Here is a 19,600-nt window from a genome sequence, read left to right as displayed (position 1 = left end):
TAGCTTATTGGAGACGCCATTTGAGGTAGGCATCGATAAAACCATCGATATCTCCATCCATCACCTTATCTACTTGAGCAACTTCATAGTTTGTTCGGTGATCCTTGACCATGGTGTAAGGGGTAAAGACATAAGAGCGGATTTGACTGCCCCAGGTGATTTCTTTTTTATCCCCTTTTAGAGAATCCACTTCTGCTGCTTTTTTCTCTTGCTCCAATTGGTAGAGTTTAGCTTGCAACATCTTCATAGCTCGATCGCGGTTCCCATATTGGGTCCGATCCACTGTTGAAGCCACGACAATTCCTGTAGGAATGTGGGTCAAACGCACCCCTGTAGAGACCTTGTTGACGTTTTGTCCACCAGCACCACCTGAGCGGAAGGTATCCATCTTAATATCGTCATCCCGAATCTCAACTTCAATCGTATCATCCAATTCTGGCATGACTTCAACAGAAGTGAAGGAAGTATGACGCCGTTTAGCAGAGTCAAATGGCGAGATGCGAACCAAGCGATGGACGCCCATCTCAGATTTGAGAAGACCATAGGCATGAGGCCCTTCAAAGGATAAGGTCACCGATTTAATTCCAGCCTCATCTCCAGCCTGGTAATCCAAGACTTCAACCTTGAAACCGTGAGCATTTCCAAAGCGGGTATACATCCGAAGAAGCATGTCGCCCCAGTCCTGAGCTTCGGTTCCTCCTGAACCCGGATGGATTTCTAAAATGGCATTATTATTGTCATAAGGCTCAGACAACAACAAGGTCATCTCATAGCTGGTCATCCGTTTGTCCAACTCATCCAACTTTTCGATCAACTCATCCTTGACCGAATCATCTTCAGCCAAAAAGTCTAGTAAAATTTCTGACTCATCAAATAGATCTTGCATCTGATGGAAATTTTCATAGGTTTGCTTGAGTTCATTTAATTCCTGAGATGTCTTTTGCGCCGCAATATTATCATCCCAAAAATCAGGTTCTGTCATTTTATTTTCTAAAATGGCAATGTCTTCTTCCAATGCCTCTAAGTCAAAGAGACCCCCTGAAAGAAGCTAATTTTTCACGATTTGCGTCAATTTTTTGACGAATTTCTGAAATGTCCATATGTACCTCTTTCTATGTATCTGGTCTATTATACCATAATCTTTACCATTTTCCCACCTTCTGATATTGGATCAACTGCTTCACCACCACCAATCCAGCTATTTTTCAGTATTTTTCAATTCATTTGTAACCTAATTGTTAGTAAAAAGATTCCTCTTATGCTAGACTAGTAGCATGACAAGAGTAGCTTTTATGTCCGATTTACATATTGATTCCAACGACTTCGGAAAAGATGAAGTAAAAACCCTTCTCACTCTCATGGAGCAGAAAAAAATTCAACACCTCCATATTGCAGGAGATATTGCGAATGGTTATGAAAAGAGATCTCAAGAATTTTTAGCCCAACTCCAATGTCAGCTCCCCGTAACCTTTAGTTTGGGAAATCATGATATGCTGAACCTATCAGAAGAAGCCATCAAACCATTTGAATTTCAGAAAATTTCCTTTTCCAAACATACTCTCCTCGCCTTTTCGGGTTGGTATGATTACAGCTTTGTCCCGACCATCTCTCCACAAAAACATCTTCAAACTAAGAATCTGTTTTGGTTTGATAGACGCCTCAAACGAATAGGGTCTGATCCAGCAATCACCCAAAAGCTTATACAGGAGCTTGAACAAGAACTACAGGAAATACATCAACCGCTTGTCATCGCCATGCACTTTGTTCCCCATGGTCAGTTTCTCCTGCGCCACCCTTATTTTGAACGCTTCAATGCGTTTCTAGGGAGCCAAGACTTTCATGAACTTTTTAGACAATTTCCTGTTAGAGAGGTGATTTTTGGCCATAGCCACCACCGAATACCAGCGACAACGATTGACACGATCACCTATCATGCCAGACCTTTAGGTTATATCCGAGAATGGGAGCTTTGTAAACAATTCTTTGATGTTTTTCCAGAATTTGATTTTCCAAAACGCTATGATCCCTACAAGCGCTATCGAAAAATAAAAAATCTCCCCGAATTTCAAGCCTACAAGAAAAAACAACTCGCTCATGAATTCTCACAAGCCATGACGATTCTTGAACTATAATAAAAAAATTGGTCCCAGAGGAACCAATTTTTTATTACTCTTCTGTACCTAAGAGTTGTTTCGCAACAAAGGCTGCAAGGACTCCTCCGACAATTGGAGCCAAGATAAAGATCCAAAGTTGTTGAAGGGCTGCACCACCTACAAAGAGGGCAGGCGCCAAGCTACGAGCTGGGTTAACAGAAAGACCTGTAATGTTCAAACCAACAAGAATGATCAGGGTCAAGCTCAAACCAATTACAAGCCCAGCGATTTTTCCATTTCCCTTAGAAGCTGATGTCACGGTCATAATGACCAAGATAAAGATAAAGGAGGCAATCACTTCAAACAAGAATCCTCCCAAAGGAGTCACACCTTTAGCCAAGGCATTTTCACCAAGACTAGCTGTTGACATACCTGAATTGGACAAGAGGAAGAATACTGTAGCAGATGCAAGAACAGCTCCCACAACTTGCGCTACAATATAATTAACCAAATCCTTTGAAGACAAGCGTTTGTTGACAAACATGGCAATCGAAACAGCTGGGTTCAAGTGGGCACCAGATACAGTCCCAATCGAGTAAGCCGCTGCAACAATGGACAAACCAAATGCTAAGGCAATTCCCAAATGTCCGAGACCTTCTGTCCCGTTCCCAAAAACAACTGAGCCTGTCCCGATAAAGACAAGCATAAATGTGCCGATTACTTCAGCAAAAAACTTTTTCATAATATAGTTTCCTTTCTTCAAACTGTTGATTAGTTTACCAAAAATCCACACTTACCTCAAGAAATTTGCCCGGACATTTCTGCTAGCAAAAAAAGCCATCCGAAGATGACTTTCTCAATGCTTAAATCGCATTTTTATCTTTTCCAAGTGCGCGCTGAATAGCTTTTACAATTTCAACGAGGACAACAATCAAGAAGGATCCTGTTAAAACAGCTAACCATTGGGTCAAACTCAAATGAGAGACATGGAAGAGTTTATTAAATCCAGGAACAACAATCGTTGCCATTAAAAGAACGAATGCAAGAGGAATGGACCAATTAAAAGTCTTGTTCTTGAAGAGTCCCACTTTAAAGATGGATTGGTAAACCGATTTGACGTTAAAGGCATGGAGCAATTGGATCAAACCAAGAGTCGCAAAGGCCATGGTCAGTGCATCCGCATGGATTTCCGCACGAGTCGCATGTTCTGGCCATAACAAGGCCCAACCATAAACACCAAGAACGAGTAAAGTTTGGAAGACACCTTGATACAAAATGGCACCGAAGACACCACCATCAAAGAAATTAGATTTACGTCCACGAGGTTTATGGGTCATAACGCCTGGCTCAGCTGGTTCAACACCAAGAGCAATGGCTGGAAGCGTATCTGTTACCAAGTTAATCCAGAGAAGATGCACTGGTTGCAATACATCCCAACCAAAGAGGGTTGCGAAGAAAATCGTGAAGACCTCAGCCATATTGGCAGACAAGAGGTATTGGATGGATTTTTGGATATTGGAGAAGACCTTACGTCCTTCTTCAACCGCTACGATAATGGTTGCGAAGTTGTCATCAGCAAGGACCATATCAGAAGCACTCTTAGAAACCTCTGTACCTGTAATCCCCATACCAATACCGATATCAGCTGTCTTAAGTGATGGCGCGTCATTAACCCCATCACCAGTCATGGCAACAACCTTACCTTCTTTTTGCCATGCTTTCACGATACGAACCTTGTGCTCAGGAGATACACGTGCGTAGACAGAGTATTGTTTGAAGACTTTTTGGAATTCTTCATCAGTGAGTTCATTCAACTCAGCACCCGTGAAGACATGGTCTTCGGTGTCATTTGGATCGATGATTCCGAGACGTTTGGCAATAGCTTCTGCTGTATCTTGGTGGTCACCTGTGATCATGATTGGACGAATACCCGCTTCCTTAGCGACACGAACAGCTTCTGCAGCTTCTGGACGCTCAGGGTCAATCATGCCGACCAAACCAGAGAAGATAAGGTCAGACTCAACAATTTCAGATTCCAAGGTTGGAATTTCATGGCTTGTCTTATAAGCCATCATCAAGACACGAAGGGCTTGTTTGGCCAAGTCTTTATTGGTTGCAAGGATAGCTTTCTTATCTTCATCCGTGATAGGACGAACTTCCCCATTGACTTCAATACGCGTCACACGCTTAAGCAATTGGTCAGGTGCACCCTTAACAGCGATAAAGTAAGAACCGTCTGCTTCTTTGTGGATGGTAGACATGAGCTTACGATCCGAATCAAATGGCAATTCCGCCACACGTGGCTCGCCCTTCAAGACTTCACGAACATCAAAGTTGTGATCCAAACCAAACTGTACCAAAGCAGTCTCTGTTGGGTCCCCAATCAACTTGCCAGATGGATCCACTTTAGTGTCATTGGCAAAGTTCATAATACGTAGAGTATTGTTGCTTGCAGCGATTTCAGCTGCCGAGCTTTGCAATTGACCGTTGGTATAAATTTTTTCAACCGTCATTTGGTTCATGGTCAAAGTACCTGTTTTATCAGATGCGATGATTTCTGTAGAACCAAGTGTTTCAACTGCTGGCAATTTACGAACGATTGAATTGCGTTTAGCAAGGGTTGTAGTTCCTAAAGATAGAACGATGGTTACAATAGCAGGGAGACCTTCTGGAATTGCAGCAACCGCAAGAGCAACCGCAACCAGCAAGCCTTCCAATGGATGTTCCCCACGAACGAAGACACCAACTAAGAAGGTGATAATCGCAATCACAACAATCAAGTAAGTCAAGGCTTTAGAAAGTTGTTCCAAACTTTGTTTCAATGGTGTTTCTGTCTCATCGGCATTGGCCAACATATCGGCAATCTTACCGACTTCTGTATACATACCCGTGTTGGTCACGACACCAATACCACGACCATAGGTCACGTTTGAGTTTTGGTAACCCATATTGACACGATCTCCGATACCAGCATCTGCTTCCACCACTTGAGTCACATCTTTTTCAACTGGGACAGATTCTCCAGTAAGAGCTGCTTCTTCGATTTTAAGGGAGGCTGCTTCAAACAAGCGCATATCAGCAGGGACCACATCTCCGGCTTCAAGCAAGACGATGTCTCCAGGCACCAATTCTTTGGAATCAATTTCAATGACATGCCCATCCCGACGAACACGCGCTAATGGACTGGACATATTTTTCAGTGCTTCGATGGCTGCTTCGGCTTGTCCTTCTTGATAGACACCAAAAGCGGCATTCAAAACAACAACGGCTAAGATGATCATGGCATCTGTCAGACCATCCATTCCTTCTGTGAGCACAGAGAGAGCTGCGGCTACTAACAAGATGATAATCATCAAATCTTTAAACTGGTCAATAAACTTAGACAAGATACTACGTTTTTCACCTTCATCTAGTTCATTGTGGCCATAAGTCGCCAAGCGTTCTTGGGCTTGTGCTGAAGACAAACCTTCGATCGAAGAGTCTAGTGTTTTTAAGACTTCCTCTTCACTTTGTGTATAAAACAAAGCTTTATTTTGTTCTTTGGACAAAAAAACTTCCTCCTTATAACGTTCTTCCAGATCTCCTTTGCACAAAAAAGAGACCTGTTTGAAAAAACAAGTCTCGCCGTTTAATATAGTGCCGGAAATAATTTCGTAATGACGACACTATCGCGGAAAACCGCCAGCTACTCCCTTGAGTGGTTTTATTATATCATTTTTACGGAATAAAGCAAGCAGGATCTTTACAAATTTAGTAGGGCTTATTCTGCCCATTCTACTAGCAATTGGTAATTGGCAAATTCCTGCTCTCCATCAAGTGTTAATAAACGATAAGTCACTTGCAAACGACTTGGTTCTAATTGAAAGAGGTCTGTTGTAATCAAAAATTGCTGAATCCCCATAGGGGTCGGTATGATCGCTCCACCCTCTTCGTTTTTGTTAAAGCGCATGATGGATTTAGGAGTTGAAAATCGTGTCATGACCAATTCATCGTTGGAAAATTTCAAAGCAACCTTTTCATCTTCTTCATTGGTATACAAGAGGTATTGAAACCCTGCTTTTTCCTTCCATTCGCCTTGATAGTACTGATCAACGATTTCCATTTCTTCTCCAAATCGAATGGTATTTTGAATGCGAATCTGCATCTTTCTCTCCTTCTCATCTTTCCTTGCTTTCCTATTTTATCAAATTTTACTCATTTTGACTGCTTCTATTCGTCTCAAGATCGCAAAATAGGCTTTTTTTTGCTATAATAGACCCATGAATGAAAAAGTCTTTCGCGATCCCGTACATGATTACGTTCATGTGGATCATCCCATCATTTATCAATTAATTAATAGTAAAGAATTTCAACGACTACGCCGCATCAAACAACTGGGAACATCTGGTTTTACCTTCCACGGTGGAGAGCATAGTCGTTTTTCTCACTGTCTTGGCGCCTATGAAATTTCAAGACGGATTCTGTCTATTTTTGAGGAAAAGTATGCGGATCAATGGAATTCTGATGAAAATTTATTGACCATGGCAGCTGCCCTCCTCCATGACATCGGGCACGGGGCCTATTCCCATACCTTCGAGGGACTATTTGGAACAGATCATGAAAAAATGACCCAGCTGATCATCACCAGTCCGGAGACAGAGGTCAATCAGATCCTCATACAAGTGGCACCGGATTTCCCAAATCGCGTGGCTAGTGTCATTGATCATACCTATCCCAATAAACAGGTGGTGCAGTTGATTTCCAGTCAAATAGATGTGGACCGAATGGATTATTTGCTACGAGATGCCTACTTTACGGGTGCTTCCTATGGGAAATTTGATTTAACCCGTATTTTGCGCGTTATTCGCCCCATCGAAAACGGCATTGCTTTCCAACAAAATGGCATGCACGCTGTCGAGGATTACGTGGTCAGCCGTTACCAAATGTATATGCAGGTTTACTTCCACCCAGCTACTCGTGCCATTGAAGTCCTCCTTCAAAATCTACTCAAACGCGCTAGAACTATTTATCCAGATCAGAAAGAATATTTTCAACTGACTTCACCTCGCCTAATTCCATTTTTTGAAGAAGAGGTAACCATTCAAGACTATCTAAATCTAGATGACGGTGTGATGAATACCTATTTCCAAGTCTGGATGGAGAGCCCAGATACCATCTTGTCTGATCTTGCTCAGCGCTATATTAATCGGAAAGTCTTTAAATCGATTCTCTTTACCGAAGATAAACGGAAAGACTTAGCTATCCTTGAAAAACTGATTAAAGAGGTTGGGTTTAATCCAACCTACTACACAGCTATCCATCAAAATTTCGACCTGCCCTACGATATTTATCGGCCAGAGCTTGAAAAGCCACGTACTCAGATCGAGATGATCCGCAAAGATGGACACCTAGCCGAATTGTCTCAATTGTCTCCACTAGTTGCTGCTCTTGCAGGAACACGCTATGGAGATAACCGCTTCTATTTCCCTAAGGAAATGCTGCAGGCAACTGACCTTTTCAGTAAACAAGTCGAGGAGTTTACTTCCTATATCTCCAATGATTATTTTACAGGTAAAAAAGACAGCAAGGAATAGTTGTAGCAATTTTTTGTAAAACGTTTCCCCTCACTGAAACAAATGAAAAAACTGGCGTGCATTCGCCATTGCCATTAGAAAGTAGGTATTTCAACAACATGTACCATTACCAACTAGGAATTTCTGCCTCTGAACATGATCATTTTGTGATTCAAAGCGACCAAACCAACCTATTACAAAGTAGCGCGTGGGCAAAAATCAAAGATAATTGGGGAAATGAGCGAGTTGGTTTTTATCAAGAGGACCAATTGGTTGGTGTTGCCAGTATCTTGATCCAACCACTTCCACTAGGATTTTCCATGCTCTACATTCCTCGTGGTCCTATTATGGATTATCAAAATCAAGACCTAGTTACCTTTGTCATCGGCTCTCTGAAAAAAATAGCCAAGCAGCACAAAGCCTTGTTTGTAAAATTTGATCCCAGTCTTTTTCTAAGTAAACAAATGATTGGCCAAGAAAAAACAGAAGCGAGCGATGTAGAAGCCGTCATTACTACATTGACAAAACAAGGTGTTGAATGGACCGGTCCTACAAAGGACATGGCTGAAAATATCCAACCTCGTTTTCAAGCCAATATTCACAAAGAGTTTTTCACTGAACAAAATCTTTCAAAATCTACTCGACAAGCCATCCGAACTGTCCGAAACAAAGGGATTCAGGTGCAATTTGGCGGGACAGAATTACTAGATGATTTTGCATCTCTCATGAAAAAAACAGAAGCGCGTAAAAGTATCCATCTTCGTGGAAGAGACTACTATGAAAAACTACTCACAACCTATCAAGGGCAATCCTACATTACCTTGTCCACTCTGGATCTAGAAGCAAGAAAAACTTCACTAGTGCAGGATCTTGAAAAAAACAAGGCTGAAGCTGAAAAATTCACAGAAAAAACCAAACCTGGTAAGGTAGAGAATAACCAGAAAGAAAAAGAACGCTTAGAAGAAGAGCTGCAATTCCTTGAAGAGCATCTTCAAGCAGGATTGCGAACCGTACCTTTATCTGGTACCTTGACTCTTGAATTTGGTGGAACATCTGAAAATGTCTATGCGGGAATGGATGAAGAATTTCGTCGTTACCAACCTGCCATTCTCACTTGGTACGAAACCGCTCAACACGCTTTTGACCGTGGTGCTTCTTGGCAAAATATGGGAGGCATTGAAAATTCACTAGATGGCGGACTTTATCATTTCAAATCTAAATTTAATCCTGTCATTGAAGAATTTGTTGGGGAATTCAACCTTCCAACCAGTCCACTCTATCCACTTGTAAATAAGGCCTACAAGATCCGGAAAAAATTAAGGAGTAAATAAAGTCATATGACACTTACGACAATTTCAAAAGAAGAATTTACCTCATTTGCCAATGCCGTTTCTCACCGCTCGTTTATCCAGTCTGTTGAGATGGCAGATCTCCTTGAACGCAGAGGAAATACCGTTCAATTGATAGCCTGGAAACAAAATGATCAAGTCCAAGTAGCAGCTATCCTGTATAGTCTACCCATGATAGGTGGTCTCCATATGGAGATCAATTCCGGTCCACTATACCAAAACGAAGCTATGCTCCAACCCTTTTATGCAGCCTTAAAAGACTATGCCAAAGAGAATGGAGCTATTGAACTAGTTATCAAGCCCTATGATACCTATCAAACTTTTGATAGTGACGGAAACCCTACAACCGAAGAACAAACGCATTTCATGGATACCCTTACAAATTTGGGCTATCAGCATGATGGTTTAACAACTGGTTATCCAGGAGGGGAGCCGGACTGGCACTATGTGAAAGACATGGATGGCATTACTGAGAAAAATCTTCTCAACAGTTTTAGCAAAAAAGGAAAACCACTTGTAAAAAGAGCAAAATCCTTTGGTATTCAACTTAAGCAGTTAAACCGAGATGAGCTATATATTTTCAAGGAAATTACTTCTTCTACAAGTGACCGTCGAGACTATCAGGATAAGTCCTTAGATTATTACCAAAATTTTTATGATAGTTTTGGCGATAAAGTGGATTTTATGATCGCAACACTAAATTTTGAACTCTACCTTTCAAATCTACAAGAAAAATGGAATGATCTTCAATCTCAGCTTGGCCCTCTAATAGAAAAAATTTCAGAGGGGATCAATTCCGCTAAAGTTAATAAACTTAAGGCACAATTAGACAAACAAATGAATACACTATCGGTTCGAATGGATGAAGCAAAAGAATACATTGAAAAATATGGTAACCAGGACGTAATTCTGGCAGGTAGTCTATTTGTCTATATGCCACAAGAATCCACCTATTTATTTAGTGGTTCCTATACGGAATTTAATAAGTTCTATGCTCCTGCAGTTCTTCAGGAATACATGATGCTTGAAACAATCAAACGAGGAATCCCACGATACAATTTTCTCGGTATCCAAGGTATCTTCGATGGTTCAGATGGTGTTTTACGCTTCAAACAGAATTTCAACGGCTACATTGTTCGTAAGATGGGAACCTTCCGCTATTATCCACGTCCCTTAAAACACAAAGTCATCTCACTCATTAAACGACTATTAGGACGTTCCTAACTACAAAAAATCCAGCCGATTAGCTGGACTTTTCTTATACAAGTAAAAGGAGGCTGGGACAAAAGTCCTAGCCTCTTAATTGTTTTTGGATTGTCGAGCAAGACGCAGTGGTTGAGTGGGCTCTACTACGCTGATTTCATCAGCTTTCACAGCCCTACTCAACTGTGCGGAGGTGGGACGACGAAATCGAATTCTAACGAATGACCGATTTCTGTCCCACTCTCTTTTCATAATTATTTTACAAAGTCAAGCAATGCCAAGAAGCTTTCTGGATCAAGTGATGCGCCACCAACAAGGGCACCATCAACATCTGGACAAGCCATGTATGAAGCAACATTTTCAGGTTTCACTGAACCACCGTATTGTACACGTACTTTGTCAGCTACTTCTTGACCGAAGTCAGCAGCTACAACGTCACGAACAACTTTACACATTTTTTGTGCATCATCTTGTGAAGCTGATTTACCAGTACCGATAGCCCAGATTGGTTCGTAGGCAATGACTGTTGAAGATACTTGTTCAGCAGTCAAACCAGCCAAAGCAGCTGAAACTTGAGCACCTACGAATTCTGCTGCTTTACCAGCTTCGTAAGTTTCAAGACTTTCACCACAACAGATGATTGGAAGCATACCATTTTCAAAGATTGCTTTTGCTTTCTTGTTGATATCTTCGTTTGTTTCATGGAAGTAGTCACGGCGTTCTGAGTGACCGATTACAACATAGTCAGTACCGATTTGTTTCAAAACTTCTGGGCTAGTTTCACCAGTGAAAGCACCTGAATTTTTGAAGTAACAGTTTTGTGCAGCAACTTTAAGGTTTGAACATTTAGCAGCAGCAAGAACAGCAGTCAAATCAACTGCAGGAGCTGCGATACCTGCTTCAACAAGGTCAGATGAAGGAAGTTTAGATGCTACAGCTTCAACAAATGCTTTTGCTTCTTCTGGATTTTTGTTCATTTTCCAGTTACCAGCGATAAATGGTTTACGTGACATTTCACATACCTCGTTTTTCTATTTTTTATATCATCTATTTTACCATATTTTTCGTCATAATAAAAGGGCGTACAAGCTCATTTCCTTTTACAAAAGAAAAAAACCCCGTTTTCACGGGGCTTTTTCTGTCTGTCTATATAATTGTTAATCTGGGAACTAGATCGAATTAAGCTTCGATTTCAGTAACCATACCTGAACCAACAGTACGTCCACCTTCACGGATAGAGAATGTAGTACCTTGTTCAACGGCGATTGGGTGGATCAACTCAACGTCGATAGTCACGTTATCACCAGGCATTACCATTTCAGTTCCAGCTGGAAGTTCGATAGATCCAGTTACGTCAGTTGTACGGAAGTAGAACTGTGGACGGTAGTTGTTGAAGAATGGAGTATGACGTCCACCTTCTTCTTTAGTAAGGATGTAAACTTCACCTTTGAATTTAGTGTGTGGGTGGATTGAACCTGGTTTAGCGATAACTTGTCCACGTTCGATTTCATCACGTTGGATACCACGAAGAAGCACACCAACGTTATCCCCTGCAAGACCTTCATCAAGTTGTTTACGGAACATTTCAACACCAGTAACAACTGCTTTTTGAATTTCGTCTTTGATACCAACGATTTCGATTTCGTCGTTGACTTTAACAGTACCACGGTCGATACGTCCTGAAGCAACAGTACCACGTCCAGTGATTGAGAATACGTCTTCGACTGGAAGAAGCAATGGTTTGTCAGTATCACGTTCTGGTTCTGGAATGTATTCGTCAACAGTATCCATCAGTTCCATGATGATATCTTCGTACTTAGTGTCACCTTCAAGAGCTTTAAGAGCTGAACCTTGGATAACTGGAAGATCGTCACCTGGGAAATCGTATTCTGAAAGAAGGTCACGGATTTCCATTTCAACCAATTCAAGCAATTCTTCATCATCAACCAAGTCAACTTTGTTCATGAAGACGATCAAGTGTTTAACACCAACCTGACGTGAAAGAAGGATGTGTTCACGTGTTTGTGGCATTGGTCCGTCAGTAGAAGCTACTACAAGGATAGCTCCGTCCATTTGAGCGGCACCAGTGATCATGTTTTTAACGTAGTCCGCGTGTCCTGGCGCGTCGATGTGAGCGTAGTGACGTTTTGCAGTTTCGTACTCAACGTGTGCAGTGTTGATGGTGATACCGCGTTCGCGTTCTTCTGGAGCAGCATCGATAGACGCATAGTCTTTTGGTTGGTTAACTGCTGAAGGCAAGCGACGTGCCAAAACAGTTGTGATAGCTGCAGTTAGGGTAGTTTTACCGTGGTCAACGTGTCCAATTGTACCGATGTTAACGTGCGGTTTACTACGATCGTATTTTTCTTTTGCCATTTGAGTAAAAGCCTCCAATAAAATATATTTTATAGATAGACAGTAGGCAATACAGTCTAACTTTCCTTACTATTCTATCGAATTTCAGATGAAAATGCAAGCCTTTTACCTATATTTTCTTAATTATTCCTCTTCTTTTCTCATATTTTGTGATCTCAAGAAAATTTAAGAATCGGCTTCTAAAAAGGCCCTGCTTTTCATTCTCTAATCAAGTTTATAAAGGAACTTCTCCTTGCTTCTTTTATACAGAAAAAGTGGCTGGGACAAAAATCCTAGCCTCTCAATTGTTTTTGAATTGTCGAGCAAGACGCAGTAGTTGAGTGGACTCTACTACGCTGATTTCAGCAGCTTTTACAGCCCTACTCAACTTTGCGGAGGTGGGACGACGAAATCGAATTCTAACGAATGACCGATTTCTGTCCCACTCTCTTTCTTAACCTGAGTTTCTAAGTCCTGTAGCCACTCCATTAATGGTAATATGGATTAATTTGTCTTGATCCGTTGACAATTGACCCGTCCGTTGACGTCGAATCAATTCTAACTGGATATAGTTCAACACATTGAAATACGGCATCCGATAATCCAAACTTTCTTTTAAATAAGGATTTTCTGCTAGTAGCTCGTCATGCTCTTCAATCATTAAAATGACATCCTTGGTTAATTGCCACTCATCTAAAATGATTTGATAGATGTTTCTTACCTCTTCTTCTTCACACAATTTAGCATATTCAAAGGCAATGTCCATGTTGGCTTTTGACAAGACCATATCTACATTTGACAGCAAAGATTGGAAAAAAGGCCAAGTCTTATACATATAGCGAAGGGTTTCAATATTTTCGGGATCTTCATCGATGAATTCCTTAAAGCTAGAACCTACACCATACCAACCCGGGAACATCACCCGACTTTGTGACCAAGAGAAGACCCATGGAATGGCGCGCAAACCACCGATTTCTGTAATAGTTTTACGAGCCGCTGGACGGGAGCCAATGTTAAAGCTAGAGATTGCTTTAATCGGGCTTGATTCAAAGAAATAATCATAGAAATGTTCATTTCCAAATACAAGTTCTCGATAGATGTTGTAGCTACGATCAACAACTTTATCCATCACTTCTCCGAACCGATCAAACATTGAAAATGGACTCTTTTGTTCAGAAATCATTCGGTTGATGGTTGCAGACACCAGCATCTCTAAGTTGTAGTAGGCTGCATCTTTGTTCCCATATTTATTGCCAATTACTTCTCCTTGCTCCGTTAGACGAATGCGGTCATTAATCGATTTCAAGGGTTGAGAGGTAATGGCTTCATAAGTAGGACCTCCACCACGGCCAACAGTTCCACCACGACCATGGAAGAAGGTGATCTTCACCCCAAATTCATCACCGATTGCAGTCAATTGTTGTTGGGCTTTAAAGAGGGTCCAGCAAGAAGACAAATAACCACCATCTTTGTTAGAATCTGAGTAACCTAACATAATTTCTTGGTAATTGTTTTTCGATGCAATCCAACGTTTTGCAATTGGAAGAGACAAGTAGCTTCTCATGGTTTCTTCCGAATGATCCAAGTCTTCGATCGTTTCAAACAAAGGTACAATTTGTACGCGTGCTTTTTCAGTATCGATTAAGCCCACTTCTTTTAGCATCACAGCCAATTCCAGCATATCTGATACACTGGTTGCGTGGGAGATAATGTTTTGGCGGATGACTTCTTCACCCAAGCGGTCTTTCAATTCACGCGCTGTTTGGAAAATTGCTAATTCTTTTTCAAGTAGCTCCGATTTTTCAACATGGGTTGCTGACAAAATACGTGGATCTTCTAAGAGTTCTTTCATCAGAACTTGACATTTTTCTTCCTCGGTCAAGTCTGAATAATGGTCATTGATGCCTGAAGATTTCAGCAATTCAGCGACACAAGCTTCATGAACACTTGAATCTTGGCGCATATCAATCGAAGCTAAATAGAATCCAAAGACATCGATCGCTTCTAAGAGTTCAGCAAACTCCCCAGAAATCAAATATTCTGATTTATTCTCCAACAAGGATTCTTTAATTTTTTCAAGATCATCTTTAAATTCTTTAGCTGATGCATAGGCTGGAGCTTCTTTAGCATTGATTTCTTTTAAGGCACCTGAAATACGGTTGCCAATATAATCAGAAACTGGACCTTGTTGATGAGCACTTGCCCCCAAAAGTCTCTCAACGGCATAGCGATCTTCTCTCGTTTCCCCAACCATAATCCATTCTTTTAAGTTGACCAAAGTTTGAATGAGTTTAGACTGGATATAATGGAAAGCGCGACGATAGGGTTCTTTTTCACGAAAGACGGATGTATCACTAGATAGAGCCGCCATCTCAGCAACTGCTTCACTCGTCTTAGAAAGACTTGTTGAAAGAGAAAAATGACGATAGAGTTTTGAAATCTTATCGATGTAATAGTTTAAGATTACTTCACTTTGAATAGTGGCAGACCGTTTCAAGGTATCTGCTGTTACAAAAGGATTCCCGTCTCGGTCACCTCCAATCCACATTCCCATGGTGATAGGGCGTGGATGTTCCAACTTAAGACCATGCTCTTTCGCCAAGCGTTTGTATTCCAACATCAAGTTTGGAACAGCTTGCAAGAAAGAACTATTGTAATATTCCATCACATTCGTAATTTCATTGGTAACCTTTAGCTTTTTATCCCGAATCATATCGGTTTGCATCATGATTTCAATATTGCGACGAAGGTTACTATACCACTTCTGCTCATTCATCATACCTGCTTTGACATCGCGATGTTGGCGAAGCAAGGCATGAATATGGTTGGTCAAATCCAACATGGTTTTTCTTTGTACTTGAGTTGGGTGAGCAGTTAAAACAGGCACAATATTAAGATGTTCCAAAATTTCTTGGGCATCTTCGTGTTTAGCTACTTCTTGAATTGTAGATGATAGCTTCCCTAGGTATTCTCCATCAACATTGTTGAGGTGATTAATCTCAAAGGCTAAATCAACGTCTTCTGAAATATTGATCAAGAGGGGTAAAATCGCAAAATAACGCGAGATGACCGTCATCTCTTCATTTGATAATTTTTCTACTATTTGATTTAATTCACGATAATTTTTTGTTTTTGATAAATCTTTCAACTGAGAAATCTTGTCAAACGTTTCAGGACGGACCAAATTCTTTGTAATATCATCCAATAAATCTGTTAAGATTTCTGCTTCTTCTTTGATAATTTCTTTATGAGTGAAGTTTTCTAATTTTTGTAAGACCATTTTCTCTCCTTTTAAAAGGTCAGCTAAAACATCCTGTATTAGTAATAGGAGGTTATTTTCCCTTTTTCTTCAAACACCATTCCGTCTTTTTCCATTTGTGCCCGTTTTTCACTTGCATCAATATTTAGAACGAAAGCAATAGCAACAGAAATAACCCATAAGCTATTTCCACCTTGTGATAAGAAGGGAAAAGTCACTCCAGTAGAAGGAATCAGACCTGAGATACCACCGATATTCACGAAGGTTTGCACCAACAACATCCCACCAATACCTATGGCCATCATCGAATTGAAGGGATTCTTCGCTCGAATGCCAACCAAGATGATCCGTAAGATCAAGAAGAATAGTAGAGCAAGGATCAAGCTAGCTCCTACAAATCCCAATTCTTCAATGACGATCGAAAACACAAAGTCTGTGTGGGCCTCTGGTAAGTAGCCTTGCTTTTCAATAGAATTTCCTAATCCAAGGCCAAACCAACCACCATTACTCATGGCATAATAGGAATTGGCCAATTGGTGTCCTGCACCCGACAAATCCTTAAAGGGATTAAAGAAGGCACTAAAGCGTTTTGCTACATACCCAAAAAGAGGAACCTTTGCCACGCGATCTACACCGACTATCCAGATAGTCCCAAGGACAATCGTGGAGCCACTAACAACCAATCCGAGCAAAGAAGTAAACCATCGATAACCAATTCCACTAACTGTAATCATCATGAGGACAGTTAAGGCTAAAATCGTCGCATTCCCTAAGTCCGGCATGATCGCAACAATCCCAATAAGGATCAGGGTCAACCAGCGCCAATCTGTTAAATTCCTAGGGATCCACTCGTTATGGGTGAGGGCTTGGTAATCATAATCTTGAATTTCTTCTTGCCGTTTGGAGAAGGTCAAAGCCAAGTACCAGACTAAAATAACCTTGAGGTATTCCGCCGGTTGAATACTAAAGCCTCCTGGTATGGTTAACCAGCCATGAGCTCCATTGACAGTAGCTGTTACAAATCTTGAAAGAAGCAATAAAATCACTTCTACAAAAATCACTAGAGCCAATACTTTTTTATTTCGAAGAAAGTTTAAACTGAATTTATAAATTAAGGCGATCGTAAAGAGACTGAGAACAAAGAAGGCCCCTTGTGTCAACACCATCCGAATTGAACTTCCGCCACTTTGAATCGCTAAGGCACTCGTTGTCGAATAGACCATAATCAACCCGATAATGGATAAAATCAAATAGGGAATGAGAATGGAATAATTTAATAGACGTCTTTTTTCAATTTTCATAATTTACCATATTCCTAATTTTCATCCTTCATTATATCATTTTTACAAGTCAAAACCAAGGAAAGGTTTGAAAAGATTCGGTTTCTTCTCTCTATTGGCAAAAAATTGGCTTAATCCTTCTTATTTTCAGTTTTTTTGATTCATTTTTGGTAAAAAGATTCCTATTTTAAAAAAATATGCTGAAAAAGTGCCCATTTGAGTATTAAGTTTTGCCTTTTCGTTAGTTTTAGGGTAAAATGATTCTGTATGAGAAAAAGGATAAAACCCGTTGTTCTCTTAGTTTTTTTTATTGGTATCATTTCTTTTTTAGTTCTGTCACGAACAATTGCCGATATTCAAGCAAGAGAAAAACAACAAACAATCAAAACGATTCCGACATCCAATTCACATTCAAAAACCACTACTTCAAGTTCTTCTTCTAAAAAAGAGGAGAGCATCAATCCAGAACTAGTTGGGCGACCGATCATTGATATTTCAGGTTGGCAATTGCCTAGCGAAATCGATTATGATATCCTTTCTCAAAATGTTGGGGGCGTCATCGTTCGCGTACACAGTGGGGCCCAAGCCAAAAAAGAAAACGCCGCAACCTATCTAAATGGTCTGGATAAGTCTTATCAAACCCATATCAAAGAATTCCAAAAGCGCAATATCCCTGTAGCAGTCTATGCTTATGTCGCTGCCAAGGACAAAAAAGAGATGGAAAAGGAAGCAGAAGAATTTTATAAAGCTGCTTCTCCCTACAAGCCAACCTACTATTGGCTAGACGTTGAGGAAAAAACAATGAAGGATATGAATGCAGGAGTGGAAGCCTTTCGGGCAAAATTACAATCCCTAGGCGCTAAAAATATTGGACTGTATATCGGAACTTACTTCATGGAAGAACATAGTATCTCTACTGATAAATTTACCGCACTCTGGATTCCGACTTATGGATTTGATGATGGTTTTTATAACGCCGCACCAGATACTGCAACGGAATATGATTTGCATCAATACACTTCCCAAGGGCAATTAAATGGGTTCTCTCACTACTTGGATCTCAACCAAATTGCTCCGACACAAAACCAGGAAGCTATTTATCAGAAACTTTTTAAAGTAGAAAAAGATTAATCTTCCTCATAGCTATCAAACAGCAGTTCAAGTGTCTTCACTTCTTCTGCTGTTTTTTTATTCCAATACCATTCGTTAATTTCATTCTTATCTATGATATAATGATTGAATGAAACCTAATGCTGAATGATAAGAAATAGAAAAGGGGAAACAATGGCCAAGAAGAATAAAGTTAAAAAAACATTGGTTGAGCAAATCTTAACCAAGGCCAAGGTTGAACATCAAGGCTTACAGATCAACGCGCTAGAAGGTGTCTTACCCGAAGGCATCGATCGGTCGACCATTTTCAAAACCTTAGCACTTAAAGGAGATAAAACCGGGCCTGTGATTGGAATCCTTCCTATTACTGAGCATCTATCAGAGAAGAAATTGGCGAAGATATCTGGAAATAAAAAAGTTGCCATGATTCCGCAAAAAGATCTAGAAAAAACAACTGGTTATATTCATGGGGCTAATAATCCGGTGGGCATTCATCAAAAGCATGCTTTTCCCATCTTTATCGATGAATCTGCCCTACAATTAGAGTCTATGATCGTCTCTGCTGGTGAAATTGGTCATAGTATCCGAATCAAGCCACAGCTACTGGCAGACTTTGTGAAGGCAACATTTGCAGATATCTTAGAATAAGAACAGAACAAGGAGAAAAGAAAGTGAAACTATATTTTATCCGGCACGGACGAACAGAATGGAATGAAGAAGGACGGTTGCAAGGGGCAAATGGGGATTCCCCGCTCCTACCTGCATCGGTTGAGCAACTCGAAAAATTAGGTAAGCACTTGGCAACTGTTCCTTTTGATGCAGCTTATGCGAGTGATCTTCCTCGGGCGGTCCATACTGCCCAGATCATCCTTCATCAGTTGGAACACCCGCTAAAATTGCAAGCAACTCCTACTCTACGGGAGTGGAATTTAGGAAAATTAGAAGGGGCTAAGATTGCTACAATCACATCTATCTATCCCCAACAAATGCAGGCCTTTCGCCATAACTTGGCACGCTTTGACAATGAAATTTTTGATGCAGAATCTGTCTGTGAAACAACCAAACGGACCTGCGATTTTGTGAAAAGTTTGAAAGGAAAAGAGCTCGATACCGTACTCATCGTTGGACACGGGGCTAATTTGACAGCTTCTATTCGTACCCTTCTTGGGTATGATACTGGGGAACTCCGAAAAAATGGTGGTCTGGACAATGCCAGTGTCACCATTTTGACAACAGAAGATTTTGAACAATTTCACTTAGATACATGGAATGACACGTCTTATATGGAAGACTAAAAAGAGGCTGGGACAAAAGTCCTAGCCTCTCAATTGTTTTTGGATTGTCGAGCAAGACGCAGTGGTTGAGTGGGCTTTACTACGCTGATTTCATCAGCTTTTAT

At 40.7% G+C, this 19,600-nt stretch carries 15 protein-coding genes; 7 read left to right on the top strand and 8 right to left on the bottom strand.

Annotation, left to right across the window (positions count from 1 at the left end; translation table 11 throughout):
• Positions 1 to 4: 4 nt before the first annotated feature.
• A protein-coding gene (gene prfB, locus HA044_RS07040; RefSeq protein ID WP_187540499.1) for a peptide chain release factor 2 occupies positions 5 to 1,100 on the bottom strand; the annotation gives its coding sequence in 2 pieces (ribosomal slippage) (positions 5 to 1,027 and positions 1,029 to 1,100; 1,095 coding nt in all).
• 174 nt (positions 1,101 to 1,274) lie between these two features.
• Between prfB and HA044_RS07035 the strand changes: the two genes are divergently transcribed.
• Positions 1,275 to 2,132 carry a metallophosphoesterase gene (locus HA044_RS07035; protein WP_187540498.1) on the top strand — a complete coding sequence of 286 codons (858 nt, stop codon included), beginning with the start codon at positions 1,275 to 1,277 and terminating at the stop codon, positions 2,130 to 2,132.
• 34 nt (positions 2,133 to 2,166) lie between these two features.
• Here HA044_RS07035 and HA044_RS07030 read toward each other — a convergent pair whose 3' ends face one another.
• The 3 genes from HA044_RS07030 to HA044_RS07020 form a co-directional block, all read right to left on the bottom strand.
• Positions 2,167 to 2,835, bottom strand: a complete 669-nt coding sequence (locus tag HA044_RS07030; protein ID WP_187540497.1) for an MIP/aquaporin family protein — start codon at positions 2,833 to 2,835, stop codon at positions 2,167 to 2,169.
• A gap of 121 nt (positions 2,836 to 2,956) precedes the next feature.
• Positions 2,957 to 5,641, bottom strand: a complete 2,685-nt coding sequence (locus HA044_RS07025) for a cation-translocating P-type ATPase (protein ID WP_187540496.1) — start codon at positions 5,639 to 5,641, stop codon at positions 2,957 to 2,959.
• Between the two features lie 212 nt (positions 5,642 to 5,853).
• The gene (locus tag HA044_RS07020; protein WP_187540495.1) at positions 5,854 to 6,237 is read right to left on the bottom strand and encodes a DUF1934 domain-containing protein; all 384 of its coding nucleotides are present in this window, start codon (positions 6,235 to 6,237) and stop codon (positions 5,854 to 5,856) included.
• 115 nt (positions 6,238 to 6,352) lie between these two features.
• On the opposite strand from HA044_RS07020, the gene HA044_RS07015 reads away from it, so the two are divergent.
• The 3 genes from HA044_RS07015 to HA044_RS07005 all read left to right on the top strand — a co-directional run bounded on the left by HA044_RS07015 (position 6,353) and on the right by HA044_RS07005 (position 10,218).
• Positions 6,353 to 7,666 carry an HD domain-containing protein gene (locus HA044_RS07015; protein WP_187540494.1) on the top strand — a complete coding sequence of 438 codons (1,314 nt, stop codon included), beginning with the start codon at positions 6,353 to 6,355 and terminating at the stop codon, positions 7,664 to 7,666.
• Between the two features lie 98 nt (positions 7,667 to 7,764).
• Positions 7,765 to 8,976, top strand: a complete 1,212-nt coding sequence (locus HA044_RS07010) for an aminoacyltransferase (protein ID WP_187540493.1) — start codon at positions 7,765 to 7,767, stop codon at positions 8,974 to 8,976.
• A 6-nt stretch (positions 8,977 to 8,982) separates the two neighbouring features.
• Positions 8,983 to 10,218 carry an aminoacyltransferase gene (locus tag HA044_RS07005; protein WP_187540492.1) on the top strand — a complete coding sequence of 412 codons (1,236 nt, stop codon included), beginning with the start codon at positions 8,983 to 8,985 and terminating at the stop codon, positions 10,216 to 10,218.
• A gap of 233 nt (positions 10,219 to 10,451) precedes the next feature.
• Here the strand turns inward: HA044_RS07005 and tpiA are convergent, their stop codons facing one another.
• The 4 genes from tpiA to ftsW form a co-directional block, all read right to left on the bottom strand.
• Complete coding sequence (gene tpiA / locus HA044_RS07000; protein WP_187540491.1) at positions 10,452 to 11,210, bottom strand: triose-phosphate isomerase; 759 nt, start codon at positions 11,208 to 11,210, stop codon at positions 10,452 to 10,454.
• A 166-nt stretch (positions 11,211 to 11,376) separates the two neighbouring features.
• Complete coding sequence (tuf, locus tag HA044_RS06995) at positions 11,377 to 12,573, bottom strand: elongation factor Tu (protein ID WP_187540490.1); 1,197 nt, start codon at positions 12,571 to 12,573, stop codon at positions 11,377 to 11,379.
• 433 nt (positions 12,574 to 13,006) lie between these two features.
• A complete protein-coding gene (gene ppc / locus HA044_RS06990) occupies positions 13,007 to 15,832 on the bottom strand; it encodes a phosphoenolpyruvate carboxylase (RefSeq protein ID WP_187540489.1) in 2,826 nt (941 codons plus the stop codon).
• Between the two features lie 38 nt (positions 15,833 to 15,870).
• A complete protein-coding gene (gene ftsW / locus HA044_RS06985) occupies positions 15,871 to 17,112 on the bottom strand; it encodes a cell division peptidoglycan polymerase FtsW (protein ID WP_187540488.1) in 1,242 nt (413 codons plus the stop codon).
• A 246-nt stretch (positions 17,113 to 17,358) separates the two neighbouring features.
• On the opposite strand from ftsW, the gene HA044_RS06980 reads away from it, so the two are divergent.
• The 3 genes from HA044_RS06980 to HA044_RS06970 all read left to right on the top strand — a co-directional run bounded on the left by HA044_RS06980 (position 17,359) and on the right by HA044_RS06970 (position 19,496).
• A complete protein-coding gene (locus HA044_RS06980) occupies positions 17,359 to 18,222 on the top strand; it encodes a GH25 family lysozyme (protein WP_187540487.1) in 864 nt (287 codons plus the stop codon).
• A gap of 153 nt (positions 18,223 to 18,375) precedes the next feature.
• Positions 18,376 to 18,849: an aminoacyl-tRNA deacylase gene (locus tag HA044_RS06975; RefSeq protein ID WP_187540486.1), complete on the top strand. Its 474-nt coding sequence runs from the start codon at positions 18,376 to 18,378 to the stop codon at positions 18,847 to 18,849.
• A gap of 23 nt (positions 18,850 to 18,872) precedes the next feature.
• Positions 18,873 to 19,496 (top strand): histidine phosphatase family protein, encoded by a 624-nt coding sequence (locus tag HA044_RS06970; protein WP_187540485.1) that lies wholly within the window; start codon positions 18,873 to 18,875, stop codon positions 19,494 to 19,496.
• The last annotated feature ends 104 nt before the right edge of the window (positions 19,497 to 19,600 follow it).

The sequence above is a fragment of the Streptococcus sp. IMAU 99161 genome, assembly GCF_014435245.1.
GTDB classification, from domain to species: domain Bacteria; phylum Bacillota; class Bacilli; order Lactobacillales; family Streptococcaceae; genus Streptococcus; species Streptococcus lactarius.
The sequence above is the reverse complement of the archived record's forward strand: the minus strand, read 5'-3'. Positions and strand labels throughout refer to the sequence as shown.

Coding starts and splice junctions, on each gene's coding strand:
- HA044_RS07035 (WP_187540498.1), top strand. CDS start 1,275: ATGACAAGAGTAGCTTTTATGTCCGATTTACATATTGATTCCAACGAC.
- HA044_RS07030 (WP_187540497.1), bottom strand. CDS start 2,835: ATGAAAAAGTTTTTTGCTGAAGTAATCGGCACATTTATGCTTGTCTTT.
- HA044_RS07020 (WP_187540495.1), bottom strand. CDS start 6,237: ATGCAGATTCGCATTCAAAATACCATTCGATTTGGAGAAGAAATGGAA.
- HA044_RS07015 (WP_187540494.1), top strand. CDS start 6,353: ATGAATGAAAAAGTCTTTCGCGATCCCGTACATGATTACGTTCATGTG.
- HA044_RS07010 (WP_187540493.1), top strand. CDS start 7,765: ATGTACCATTACCAACTAGGAATTTCTGCCTCTGAACATGATCATTTT.
- HA044_RS07005 (WP_187540492.1), top strand. CDS start 8,983: ATGACACTTACGACAATTTCAAAAGAAGAATTTACCTCATTTGCCAAT.
- tpiA (WP_187540491.1), bottom strand. CDS start 11,210: ATGTCACGTAAACCATTTATCGCTGGTAACTGGAAAATGAACAAAAAT.
- tuf (WP_187540490.1), bottom strand. CDS start 12,573: ATGGCAAAAGAAAAATACGATCGTAGTAAACCGCACGTTAACATCGGT.
- ppc (WP_187540489.1), bottom strand. CDS start 15,832: ATGGTCTTACAAAAATTAGAAAACTTCACTCATAAAGAAATTATCAAA.
- ftsW (WP_187540488.1), bottom strand. CDS start 17,112: ATGAAAATTGAAAAAAGACGTCTATTAAATTATTCCATTCTCATTCCC.
- HA044_RS06980 (WP_187540487.1), top strand. CDS start 17,359: ATGAGAAAAAGGATAAAACCCGTTGTTCTCTTAGTTTTTTTTATTGGT.
- HA044_RS06975 (WP_187540486.1), top strand. CDS start 18,376: ATGGCCAAGAAGAATAAAGTTAAAAAAACATTGGTTGAGCAAATCTTA.